The sequence below is a fragment of the Pedobacter agri PB92 genome, assembly GCF_000258495.1.
Taxonomy (GTDB): Bacteria; Bacteroidota; Bacteroidia; order Sphingobacteriales; family Sphingobacteriaceae; genus Pedobacter; species Pedobacter agri.
Genome location: NZ_AJLG01000044.1, coordinates 19,065 through 29,857, shown reverse-complemented (window position 1 = coordinate 29,857; position 10,793 = coordinate 19,065). Strand labels below are relative to the sequence as shown.

The window sequence follows — 10,793 nt, the reverse complement described above, 5'->3', positions numbered from 1 at the left end:
GTTATTATTTGCATGGCACAAGACAATCAAGCAGGTATTTCATTGCATGTGCTAGCCTTGCTATCCACTTCACCCGTTTATGTCCCAAGGCTCATGCTCGCTACTATCAGGTTTAAAAACAAAGCTTTGTGCTATAGCAACATTTCAAAACCCGTCGCCTTATGTTTTCTTCAAAAAAGCTGCAGCCTCAATTTTCTCGAATTCCTTTTTATCCTCATCCCATAAATAGGCTTTGTAGTAAACCTGTTTAGCTTCGAGATTTTCTTTACATACGCCCGCAATAAAAAGGCGACTTGTGGCATTACCCAAAGCTCTATCTTCAGCAAAAAGACATGAATTCTCTTCGCCCAAAGGTAAATCGTAAATTTTGCCATCTCTTACATCCACCATAAAACCCATAATACAACTTGCACCGCAACCAAATATCGAGATTACATAATGACCGCCAAAATTCACATCGCTGTCTTTGTAAGCTTCAGTTATCCGCGTTCTAAAATCTCTAGCTTCGGGATAACTACTCCAGTCAATTGGCGCATTTTCTATTCTTTCTTGAGGACCAACTTCATATTTTTTAAAATCAATGCTATCGGCAAAACTAATTTCTGTTTCCTCTTTTATTTCAGGTGTTTTAGCTACAGTATCAACAAAAATGGTATCAATTTTTGCAGTAATGAGCGTATCCGAGACACTTGTATCGGCAAGTTGTGGGCCAGTTTTGCTATTATTATTGCATGCGTAGCCTGTTATTATTAAGATTGCGAGGATGTATTTTATAGTATTTTCCATGGTCAGCAATTAAATCAGCGTAATACCCAATTCCTCGAGGTATGCTTTCGGCAAATAAATCTCTCCGGTTATAGGATTGTAGTTGAATTTGCTATCTTCTTTACCAGCAATTTTAATGGTGATCTCATTTCCTTGCTCGTACAATTTTACAGTAGATTTAGCTTTAGCTTCGAAAATTCGCTTACTAATCTGCTCTGTTTCCTGCAATGCAAAAATGGTATTTCCGCTTTCTAATTTTTTGATGTATAAATAAGGTTTAAATGGCTTCTTCTCTTCAGATTCCTCATAGGAGTTTTTCACTTTGCCCATGCTTGGGTCCATCATTGGTGGAACGCTTACGAAACCACCCTCCCGGTTTGCCTTTGTACTGAAGTTAACCTTTATTAGTTTTTCGGCAAACGCTTTTAATTTTTCATCATCGGCATTTGCCAAAACAAAGGCTTTTACCAATGCCATTTTAGCATTATATAATTTATGATTATTTCCCTGGCTCAATACGATGTAATCAAAATTTGGTTTTCTATTGAAATCTTCAAGTTTAACGCTAACCATTTTTACAATTCCATCATCTTCTTGCTGTTCTTCGGTTTGATAGAGTGGCAAATATTTGTCAAATCCTCTATCTAAAATGGTTTTAAAACTTTCATCGTTTGCCAAAACCACAAAATGCGTTTTAATCTTTCTGATTTTAGGAGGCAATGGAATTCCGTTTTTATCTGTTCCTCCAGAAACGAAAGGCTCCTGTTCATCATAATCAGCAATAATATATTGACCAACTGTTTTAAAATCATTATAATCTCTTGTTATCGGAATCGTTTTATCTGTTTCCTCGCTTAATAAGAATTTCTTTCCTTTATTGCTAATGATAGAATATGGAACTCCTTTTATTTGCACCTGATTACTGAATATGGTTTCGTAAAGCTGTTTTGCGCCGGTTTTTGTATTAAAAATGATATCCATCTTATCGCCATAATCTTTTAGGTGAATTTGATTTTTAGCGGGTACTGATATTGCAGAGGTGTAGATAGGCTTAATGGTTTCTTTCGCTAAGTTATCGACAATGCCGTATTTACCGTTAATGCTAAAAGCATAAAATTTATGCTGAGAAAAGGCAAAATTAGCCGTAGCAAAAATTAAGAGTGTAAGAACTATTTTTTTCATAATTTAATCGTTTTTTAAAATCAAGGTTATTGATTAATATCCTGTAACTAATAAGTTTCTCGCCGCTTTTTGGCTACATTTCTGGAATTTACTGTAGGCCACTGCGGCTTTGCTACGAGCCTGTTCAGCTGTTCCGCCACTTACATAACTACTCAGGGCATCATGTAAAACATATGCCTCAGGCGCCATCAATCCGGTGCTCCATACAATTGGATTTGCTTTTGCCTGCACTAAATGTGGAGCGAAATACTTTTTGCTGATGCAGGCCAGAATAATCGCGTCACGCTGTTTGCCATCTATATTGCTAAAATTTTCATTCAACTGAAAATCCATTAAACCATCATGACCGATATAAGCTACCATTTTTGCATTACCGTTAATACCGATGGTTGTTTTGTTTATTCTGATGGTATCCTTTAGTTGTCCGGCTGCACTATATAGAAAATCGGTTGTAGTTTTTTTAATGTATTGTCCATCATAAGCATCGGCAACGAGGTAATAATTTTTCCTGGTGTGCTTAAAAACCAAACGTTCCATTCTTATTTTATCCAGTTTCTGCGTTTTCAACAACTTCCACTCTGTACTCTTTTTAAAGTAGCTTTTAATGCCATACGCACAACCCCAATACAAATTATTTGCTGGATCTTGCCCGTTACCAATTGCTTTTGGAACAGGCACAATGCCTTGATATTTGTTATCGCAAAGCGCTACAAAAACGTGAATGGTTTTTGTAGTTTCATCAAAATTCGATACGTTTTTTGATGTGTTTTTCTGCCCGCTTTTTGGTTTTGGTTCGCTGCTGCAGCTTGAAGCCAACAGTCCGAACAAAAAACACAGCGCTAAATATTTTTTCATAAGCTTTATTACATGCTATCATTGTTTGCAACCTCATTATTACCAATGTGCAACATCCCTGTAATTGCAGCCAAGGAAACCGCTAATGGTAAGTAAATCTCTATAGCGAAATTAAAGAAGTAATTAATGTACTCACTAAAATTATATTGCTGAAAAGCCTCTAAAACAGGCTCGGTGCCTGTATTTACGCCTATCCAGATGATGAAAGAAATCATTAAAAATGGAACCAAAAACCTGAAGATGAAATGAGGTGCTAACAGCCCTGCATGATCGAGCACTTTAATGATATAACAGTACACAATGATACCAATTAGCACAGCAGGACTAATACTTAAAAAGAATAGCCCGGCATAACCGCTATTTAATTCTGGATTCATAAATACATATATCAAAAAACCTATGGTAATGATTAACGCAATAATGAATGCTTTTAAAAACGGCAACTTTATTTTCATAACTGTTTTTTCATTTTAATGATGTAATAATTATCATCCTGAACAATAAAGGCATAAGGCAAGCCATCAGGTTTAAAGTAACCCATATTATAGGCAGCATACTTTCCGAGGTTGTTTATAGGCTTTTCATTTTGAGTTAGCTTTGCTTTTATTTTTATTGTATCCGTTTTATAAAGCAGATTAATGTAGGCCAAACCATTCCATTCGTTTTCTTTCACACGGTTTGTTTTTTGAAAATCGGCAACATAAGCAATTGAGTTAGGTTGATCAAAACTGCTGTCATTAGGCATTAGATTTGGTAGTGTATGATCCGGAAGGTCATTTAAATCTACATAGAGGTTTTTTCCATATAATGCATACCATATGCCATTAATTAAAAACACTGCTTTATCTATTTTACTTTCGTTTCTTGGATCGTCATAATCCCACAAGCTTTCGTATTTAAAGTAAAAAACATCTTCTGCGCTACGCTTAAGACGATCAAATTCATTTTCAACTTTATCTTCAGACCAATTTGTACCAGCATTGACTTCTATGTAATTTTTCTTTGTGGTATCCCCATCAATTATCCAGCTAGAATAGGCTTTGTTTTGCAATATGTAATCTCCAAAAATAATTGTGCTATAATCTTGACTGAATGTAATGCTGTCAACCAAATTCCCTTGACTGTCTATTTTATAAAATGACTGCTCGCTCTTGTCTCTATAGCCATTAAAGACGATAACTTTGTGTTGTGGAAAATAATAAGGTCTCGAAAGATTGACTGAATAGTCATTTTTAAACAGTTTCGAAATACTATACCTCTCTGTTTTAATTCCTTCAGTGATCATTTTATATTCAAGATCTTTCGCACTAAAACTAGGCTGATCGATGAAATTCCGAAAGCTGTATCCGTAGGCAATGCTTAATACAAAGCCTAGAATTAATGATAAAATTACTAAGCAGTTTTTCTGATAGATATTCATTATTTATTTGTTTATCCAAATTTCTTTACCGTTAAATTTCTTTGATTTTATATGCGTTTGTGTAGCTAAAAAGGCCCTAAATTCTTCCAGCTCTGCTTGATTTGTAAATGATGCCTTAGGTATAATGGAATGTTTTAGGCCTATGAATAAAATGATGAATTCCTCGTTTTCTGCTTTTTTAGTAAACGCTTTCCAACTTACAAAACCATCTGTCTCACGCTTGTTATTTTCCTCCAGTATTCGCTGATGGTAAGCGAGGCCTTCAGTTGTCAGGCTAACCGTAAAATCGCCCTTAAAAAACGGACTCTTTATAAAGGCATAAACAGGCAGATAGAAATAGTTAAGCGCAACTGCAAGTAAAACAGAAACCCAGATTAAACAAGCTGCCAGCATCATGTTTTTTAATGCGGTTAAAAGCAGTGGGTTAATTGATGCTGGTTTCCAAAGCCAACATACACCTCCCACACCAAAAATTACACAGCTAAAAAAAAACAAAAAAAATTTCGCCTTCGGTGTAGGAAAAACATTGAAACGATAGGCTCTTTTAAGTTGATCTTGATTGTAGGTATAATTTAAGGTAATTTGCATTGGATGTGGTTTAATAAGTATAAAGTAACATCAGGATAAGCTACGGTCTACTTTACCTCCTGCCATTTCATTGATAATTTAGCCAGATACAAGCCAAATTGTTGTTTTTGCTCTGGTGATGATAACTTCTGAATTAAATCTGCGGAGTTTTCATTCCATTCCATATAAGCACTTTCCTTTGCGATTATTTCATGCTTATTTTTATTTTTGTATGCCGTTTTATATTCGGTTAACAGTTTCTCAAAAGCTGCAAAATGAGCATCAATTTCCGGGTTGTCGAAATCTGGTTGCTCAGCTGACTGAATTTTTTCAATCCCTTTCGCCCTACTTTCTTCACTTGCTTTAGCTAATTCTTCGGGTGTAGCCTTTTTACCTGTGAAAAATAAAATAGAGAAGAAAATTGCAAAGGACGCAATGGCAATTGATAAAAAAACACCGGGTTTGCCTGCAGCATTTTTCCATTTATTAAACCCCCAGAAAGCTAAACCTAAGCCCAAAATCACCATGGCTACGGCTAAACCCACATTGCCCAAAAGCGAAAAAACTGGGTATAAAATACGTGGAATGTTATAACTGCTTTGTGCTTTAAAATAAAAAGTACCCTGACTAAAAATTCCGGCGCCAATGAAGGCTATTGCCACTGCCTTAACTTTTTCGGCAACATTTAACGTTTTATTATTTTCCATCTGATTTTTAGAATTTAGATGAAATATACAGCTTGTTAATGCAGTGATTACCTTGTATTAATTATTCGTTTATATGTAATATAAATTTGTAGACTTCGATTTATTATTCGTTAAACAGCATTGAGCAACCTCTAAAATCTGTAGTTTCTGGTTACTTTCTCTTTTCTGTCTTAACTAGAATAGATTTTCCGTTTTCGATTTTGTAATAGGTATAGTGCATATAACTATCGTTCTCATAAATCCGTTCTTCTTTTACCAGAAAGAGCTTTCCATTTTGCCAACGGAAATACCTAGTCCCTTCGTTACCGCTCCCATCGGCATCTACCGTTTGAGCTTCCTTTTTAATGGCATCGAAAAAGACCACACCCATTTCATTCAATTGTTTACTTTGGATGAAACCCCTATTTTTTGGATCATAGATAAAATATAAATAAGAATAGTCGCCTTTGGCTAAACCAGGATAATAAATTGGAACTTTAAAATCGAGGTAACCATCAAAATTCAAATCCTCCAATTGGATCTCTGCTTCTTTGGTAAAAACATCATTAAAACCTGTGAAAGCCCAGCGCATGCTTTTGTTGATGAAAACCTTTAGTGAAATTAAGTCGAAATAATACTGCGCATCAGCAGGAATATAATCCAATTTTGCCCTGTTTCTGACATATTGAAAAACGTAGTTAGATGGATTGAATGCCTTCAAATTTTCCCTGGCGGATAACTTAACAGTTAAGTACGATGCGTTTTTACCGGGTTTTTGCCAGCTTCCGTTTAAATAAATTTGATCTATATAGTTAAGTTTGAAACTTCCAGTGGTTTCATATTTGCGTTTTGCTGCGTTGTAGGCTCTTTCCTGCAAGTTCAATAGGCCGTCTTTCAACTTGCCTTCGAGAATCATTTTATTCACATTTCCATTTTTCTTGTAAAAATATTCACCAGCTACACTATCGCTCTTTTGATTAATTTCCAATTTCATTTCTATCGGATATTTGTCTATCGAGCCTGTAAAATTGATGATTGAAATAATTTTTGCTTCCTGAGCTTTTAACTCAAAAACACAAATTATCATTAGCAACGAAATAAATATTTTCTTCATCGTGTGTTTCGCTGTATTATCTAAACTTCATGACCAGAATGGTTTTCTCATTAAATAGCATACTGTTTATTGATTTTTTCTTCAGGTTTGGCGCTACACAAATACAGCACTATCAAAAAGAAATACTCTAAAGGTTTCATCAAAAGATAAACTGTATTCGAAGCTTTTGGAGTCGTAATTTTCCGCGATAGCGGATAACCATACTTATCATAAAAACTTCTAATCACCTTGTGAAAAGCAGGTGCGTTTTGCTGTATCAACTCTTCAAAAGCATTGGCTATTAATAACTGACGATTGACAACAATTTCGTGGCCATGTCTTTTTCCGAGACGTAAAGGTTTCACGATTGAAGGCGTCCCACAAACGGCAACGGTGCAGAGATAATGTCCTTCGTGTCCTAAAAATGGCGGATGTGTTTTTTGGGAAAATGTCCAGGTAGTGGTTTCGGTAAATACTTTCGTAATCGAGTTGGCATCCTGACCGAAAAGCATTAAGATCGCCACGACGATTGCAAAGACAGGAATGAGCATGGCAAGAATCCACAGGATTGGTTTTCTGTTTTGGCTAATTTCTGATTTAAATAGTTTAAAAATTTATTGAGATAGGTTTTTGTGTTTGCCTCTCCGGCCTCCGCAATAACTAAACTCACTAATACGGTGATACTCGTGATCATGTAAGCTATTGGTAGCAATGCAAATAGAAATGTTTCGCCACTTTGCTCTGTATTGGTACTGGTTTGTATAATAACCGCTGCACTTATTGAAATGCCAATGATTACAAACACTATGCAAAGTGAAAATAGCAAGGGTGGCAATGTCTTACCTTTGTACCACAATTTAATAAGCCCGAAAACAGCAAGCACAAAAAACACGATCAATGTTGGTAAATGTTTAGATGCAAATGGTGTGTAACCTCCATCTACGATATCGATGGCCGTATAATAGTCATCGCCATTAAATAGCCATACTAAACAGAATAAACACCCAGACAAAACAAAAAAACTTATGAAAACGAATTCCCAGATTACGGTTATAGGTTTTGTATTTTGCCTTAGTATCTTATAAAAAAAGTAACCCATCACAGGGCAAGTAATAAAAAATAAAATGATGAATACTGTCATTTTAATTCGCCTTCGTTAGTTTCATTTGATACAAATCCACATCAGAAACATGATATTTTCCGGTAAGTTGTTCAATCTTACCTGCGTCCAAAATCATTTCGGAGTTATTCAAAATCTGATAACTTCCTCTCGTATTTGTAGTATCTGGTGGTCGGTTTGGACCATCGAAAGTGCTGATGTATTCGCAAATCATATTAATTTTTACAGGCGATTTTTCTGCTTCAAATCTCACATCTATCGATCTTCTAATCATTCCCTTTGGGAGATTTTTAGCACCAGTATAGGCGTTGTCTACAAGCCCTTCATATTCGCTGTAAAACGGGCTACATCTATCTGTTTTGCACCATTCTCTAAAACCATTTTTAACTAGATAAATGGTATCTGCAGATTTATTAAAGCCTATTTTCCAATCACTGTCTTTCAGCAAAGTTACGATGTTAAACGTTTGATTAGTTTTTCTTAAAAAAATAGTATCGATATTGGTTTTCGCACCTTTTCTACGTCCGCCACCCCATTTATGAAAAATAGAAATTGCATCTTTTTCAAAGCCTTCCTTTTCTACTGGCTCAAAAACCATTAAGGGAGGAGCTTCCATTGCAAATATTTCCGTTAAAAAGAATGCGTTGTAACGTTGTTCGGCAAGTTTAAACTTTCCGTTCTGATCTGTTAAAGTTTCGCCAACCTTACAATTGGCAATGGGGTTTCGATCGTAATCTACAATCACCCCGGTGATCTCTGGTCGCCTTAGCCGTGAGATGCAAGATTGAGCGCCCAGTAAAATGCAACTTAACAGCATGAAACAAATATTTACGTTAAGCTTTCGCATATTAGTCGTGATCAGTCAATTCCAATTCATCCAAAGATGCTTTTGTTTCTTTAAGTACTTTTATTTCTTCATTCAGCTTTTTTATTTCAGCATCGAAATAAGCCGCATCTGCTTTGGGCCTAATGATTACGCCGTCTTTTTTTGTTGTGATTTTACTAGCGTAAGCTTTGATTACCAAATCGTACGGAGCGAAATCAGTGATTGGATATTTCGTAGTTTTCCAAAGGTTACTATGAGCCACTGCTTCGCTGAATAAGGGTTGATGATAATCATAAGTTTCATTGGGCTTAATGGCATAATCGTCGTTAAAGGTTCCTCCACTACCTTGAGCAGCTATTTTCTCTCCAGTTTTTTTCGAGTAAATTTCAATATTAAACATGTATTCGCCAATTAACGCTTCGGTGGAAGTATTTGTGAAAACCAAGTCCAAGTAAGGTGATTTCGGATCATCCGAAAAAAACTGGTCTTCGCTGATGGAAATTTTAGTTAATTTAAAAGCATCTATCTGCTTATTAACTTTGGTAACCTTAAGTTTATCTTTTTCTAAACTATCAATCTCTGCTTGTTTTTTTGATAATCTTTTCATCTCTGTCAGCAGCTAAAAAGTCTTCAGCAAAGCTGATGATCGCACTGTAGCTCTTACCATCGATCATTTCCATCGAAATTTCATCAAATGATTTGCCTTTATATTTTTCCGGTGAATTCCACTTTTCTTTCATTGCTTTTACCGCGATAAGCCGAAAAGCTTTTTCAAGATTTTCTTTTTCATTTGCATCTAGTTTTTTTTCCATTTTTGCTCTGGAAGTTTTAAAAGATTGTTCGTCTTTGCCAGAGATTTTGGGTCCGCAGGCAGACAGTAGCAACATGCTGCAGGCAATTATTAGCGTTGAATAAGTGTTTTTCATTTTGAGGTATCTATTCGATATTGAGAACTGTTCAATCGTTACTTTTCACACACATTATCTTTGAGCGTAGCCGAAATGTCTTAAAAATTCCTAGACTACTTTAAAATGAGCGCAATAGATAATTCTATTTCTTTTGTGACTGCCTATAAATTGTCTCCGTTACCTTTTCGCCATTGAGGTAATAATGTGTAAAAAGTACGGTTCCATCAGGTTTGTACATGTGTGACACTCCATGACGTTTGCCATTTACAAACTCGGTATCCATATTTTTCTTACCGAGTGCATATGTTGTCGACAAACCATTTTGTAAGTCATCTTTATAATTGGTTTCTGACATGATTTCTCCATCATTAAAAACCCGATAAAAGCCATTTCGCTTATCATCTTTGTAGTTGGCTTCAGTAGCAAGCTTTCCATCTAAACTATAGGTTTTTGAAGTTCCGTTTTTCAGATCGTTTTCATAATAAGCTTCAGTTAGCACCTGGTCGCCAGAAAACGTTTGAGACAAGCCATGCTTTTTATCAGCCTTATAAAGTGATTTGTTTACCAATTTTCCATTGCTGAACATCTCACTAACACCATTTTTTTTACCGTCTTTATAATCCTGACGCAACCAAACTTTGCCTTGGTTGTCGTAATTTTCTTTAACCCCGTTACGAACACCATTTTTATAGTGAAGTTTGCATTCTAATGTTCCGCCCTGAGAATACCAAAATGCTTCACCCGTAATTACGCCCGCTTTGATGTTGTAAAGTGCAAAACCGCCTTCATCAAATGGTATTTTATATTTGCCCTGTAAAAGTTTGTTATTTAAACTCAGCACCAACTGACTGCTATCTGAGCTATAACTTTTTTGAAGATGTTTCCATTTGATTTCTTCTGGAAGTTGGGCAAACACCGAATTTGCGATTAAACTTAATGTTACGATGAGGTAAGATTGGGAAGTTCTTTTAAACAGTTTCATCATTAATATAATTTATCACGCTGTTCGTTCCATTTTTTTGCCAACACATCCAAAAGTGCGAGGTAATCCTTTTTCTCCTGCCCTTTTAATTTGTCTTCAATTTTAAGTGAAGTGATAGCCCAATCGGAAAATGAAATACTTAATTGAGGTGCGTTATCTTTCGCATTGCTGGTAACTGAGGTAAGCACTAAATTATACAGGTTTTTGTATTCGTTTAGATGATTGTTTATGGTTTCATCGCTAAATTTTGGAATTTTAATATCCGACTTGGAGAAATAATCTACACCATCACTTTTAAGTGAATTTGAACAGGCAAGAAGAGCGCCCACAAGAAATAAAAGACAAAAGATTTTAATATTTTTCATAAATAATAAAGTTTTATGATACCA

Annotated in this window: 14 protein-coding genes and 1 pseudogene; all 15 read right to left on the bottom strand. The window is 35.5% G+C overall.

The genetic code is table 11. From position 1 onward, the window contains the following. Window positions 1-159 precede the first annotated feature (159 nt). The 15 genes and pseudogenes from ON09_RS08680 to ON09_RS08615 all read right to left on the bottom strand — a co-directional run bounded on the left by ON09_RS08680 (window position 160) and on the right by ON09_RS08615 (window position 10,769). Window positions 160-786, bottom strand: coding sequence for a hypothetical protein (locus ON09_RS08680; protein ID WP_010600670.1), 627 nt, complete (start codon window positions 784-786; stop codon window positions 160-162). 9 nt (window positions 787-795) lie between these two features. After that, complete coding sequence (locus tag ON09_RS08675; RefSeq protein ID WP_010600669.1) at window positions 796-1,947, bottom strand: hypothetical protein; 1,152 nt, start codon at window positions 1,945-1,947, stop codon at window positions 796-798. A 33-nt stretch (window positions 1,948-1,980) separates the two neighbouring features. Continuing rightward, window positions 1,981-2,802: a hypothetical protein gene (locus tag ON09_RS08670; protein ID WP_010600668.1), complete on the bottom strand. Its 822-nt coding sequence runs from the start codon at window positions 2,800-2,802 to the stop codon at window positions 1,981-1,983. Window positions 2,803-2,810: 8 nt separating this feature from the next. After that, entirely contained in the window at window positions 2,811-3,257 is a 447-nt protein-coding gene (locus tag ON09_RS08665; protein ID WP_010600667.1) for a hypothetical protein, read from the bottom strand. Continuing rightward, on the bottom strand, window positions 3,254-4,087 hold the full coding sequence (locus ON09_RS08660; RefSeq protein WP_238533634.1) for a hypothetical protein: 834 nt from the start codon (window positions 4,085-4,087) through the stop codon (window positions 3,254-3,256). The genes ON09_RS08665 and ON09_RS08660 overlap by 4 nt, the downstream gene beginning before the upstream one ends. A 138-nt stretch (window positions 4,088-4,225) precedes the next feature. Next, window positions 4,226-4,810, bottom strand: coding sequence for a YcxB family protein (locus tag ON09_RS08655; protein WP_010600665.1), 585 nt, complete (start codon window positions 4,808-4,810; stop codon window positions 4,226-4,228). A 47-nt stretch (window positions 4,811-4,857) separates the two neighbouring features. After that, the gene (locus tag ON09_RS24190; RefSeq protein WP_010600664.1) at window positions 4,858-5,496 is read right to left on the bottom strand and encodes a YeiH family protein; all 639 of its coding nucleotides are present in this window, start codon (window positions 5,494-5,496) and stop codon (window positions 4,858-4,860) included. Window positions 5,497-5,647: 151 nt separating this feature from the next. Then, a complete protein-coding gene (locus ON09_RS08645; RefSeq protein WP_157258886.1) occupies window positions 5,648-6,589 on the bottom strand; it encodes an XAC2610-related protein in 942 nt (313 codons plus the stop codon). Window positions 6,590-6,639: 50 nt separating this feature from the next. Continuing rightward, entirely contained in the window at window positions 6,640-7,080 is a 441-nt protein-coding gene (locus tag ON09_RS26970; RefSeq protein WP_051010189.1) for a DUF6688 domain-containing protein, read from the bottom strand. Continuing rightward, window positions 7,054-7,667, bottom strand: a pseudogene (locus tag ON09_RS26965) (DUF6688 domain-containing protein); the annotation flags it as partial. The gene ON09_RS26970 and the pseudogene ON09_RS26965, both read right to left, overlap by 27 nt. Before the next feature lie 43 nt (window positions 7,668-7,710). Beyond that, window positions 7,711-8,505, bottom strand: coding sequence for a hypothetical protein (locus ON09_RS25475; protein ID WP_010600662.1), 795 nt, complete (start codon window positions 8,503-8,505; stop codon window positions 7,711-7,713). Between the two features lie 31 nt (window positions 8,506-8,536). Further along, window positions 8,537-9,121: a hypothetical protein gene (locus ON09_RS08630; protein WP_010600661.1), complete on the bottom strand. Its 585-nt coding sequence runs from the start codon at window positions 9,119-9,121 to the stop codon at window positions 8,537-8,539. Next, window positions 9,087-9,440, bottom strand: coding sequence for a DUF6694 family lipoprotein (locus ON09_RS08625; protein WP_010600660.1), 354 nt, complete (start codon window positions 9,438-9,440; stop codon window positions 9,087-9,089). Before ON09_RS08625 ends, ON09_RS08630 begins: the two co-directional genes overlap by 35 nt. Before the next feature lie 124 nt (window positions 9,441-9,564). Then, window positions 9,565-10,407 (bottom strand): toxin-antitoxin system YwqK family antitoxin, encoded by an 843-nt coding sequence (locus ON09_RS08620; protein WP_010600659.1) that lies wholly within the window; start codon window positions 10,405-10,407, stop codon window positions 9,565-9,567. Further along, the gene (locus tag ON09_RS08615) at window positions 10,407-10,769 is read right to left on the bottom strand and encodes a hypothetical protein (protein WP_010600658.1); all 363 of its coding nucleotides are present in this window, start codon (window positions 10,767-10,769) and stop codon (window positions 10,407-10,409) included. The genes ON09_RS08620 and ON09_RS08615 overlap by 1 nt, the downstream gene beginning before the upstream one ends. Window positions 10,770-10,793: the final 24 nt, after the last annotated feature.

What these genes read in the sequence shown, in the direction of transcription:
- ON09_RS08615 (WP_010600658.1), bottom strand. Translation starts at nt 10,769, where the DNA reads ATGAAAAATATTAAAATCTTTTGTCTTTTATTTCTTGTGGGCGCTCTT.
- ON09_RS08655 (WP_010600665.1), bottom strand. Translation starts at nt 4,810, where the DNA reads ATGCAAATTACCTTAAATTATACCTACAATCAAGATCAACTTAAAAGA.
- ON09_RS08665 (WP_010600667.1), bottom strand. Translation starts at nt 3,257, where the DNA reads ATGAAAATAAAGTTGCCGTTTTTAAAAGCATTCATTATTGCGTTAATC.
- ON09_RS08620 (WP_010600659.1), bottom strand. Translation starts at nt 10,407, where the DNA reads ATGATGAAACTGTTTAAAAGAACTTCCCAATCTTACCTCATCGTAACA.
- ON09_RS08670 (WP_010600668.1), bottom strand. Translation starts at nt 2,802, where the DNA reads ATGAAAAAATATTTAGCGCTGTGTTTTTTGTTCGGACTGTTGGCTTCA.
- ON09_RS08660 (WP_238533634.1), bottom strand. Translation starts at nt 4,087, where the DNA reads ATGATCACTGAAGGAATTAAAACAGAGAGGTATAGTATTTCGAAACTG.
- ON09_RS08680 (WP_010600670.1), bottom strand. Translation starts at nt 786, where the DNA reads ATGGAAAATACTATAAAATACATCCTCGCAATCTTAATAATAACAGGC.
- ON09_RS08630 (WP_010600661.1), bottom strand. Translation starts at nt 9,121, where the DNA reads ATGAAAAGATTATCAAAAAAACAAGCAGAGATTGATAGTTTAGAAAAA.
- ON09_RS08675 (WP_010600669.1), bottom strand. Translation starts at nt 1,947, where the DNA reads ATGAAAAAAATAGTTCTTACACTCTTAATTTTTGCTACGGCTAATTTT.
- ON09_RS26970 (WP_051010189.1), bottom strand. Translation starts at nt 7,080, where the DNA reads ATGCTTTTCGGTCAGGATGCCAACTCGATTACGAAAGTATTTACCGAA.
- ON09_RS24190 (WP_010600664.1), bottom strand. Translation starts at nt 5,496, where the DNA reads ATGGAAAATAATAAAACGTTAAATGTTGCCGAAAAAGTTAAGGCAGTG.
- ON09_RS08625 (WP_010600660.1), bottom strand. Translation starts at nt 9,440, where the DNA reads ATGAAAAACACTTATTCAACGCTAATAATTGCCTGCAGCATGTTGCTA.
- ON09_RS25475 (WP_010600662.1), bottom strand. Translation starts at nt 8,505, where the DNA reads ATGCTGTTAAGTTGCATTTTACTGGGCGCTCAATCTTGCATCTCACGG.
- ON09_RS08645 (WP_157258886.1), bottom strand. Translation starts at nt 6,589, where the DNA reads ATGAAGAAAATATTTATTTCGTTGCTAATGATAATTTGTGTTTTTGAG.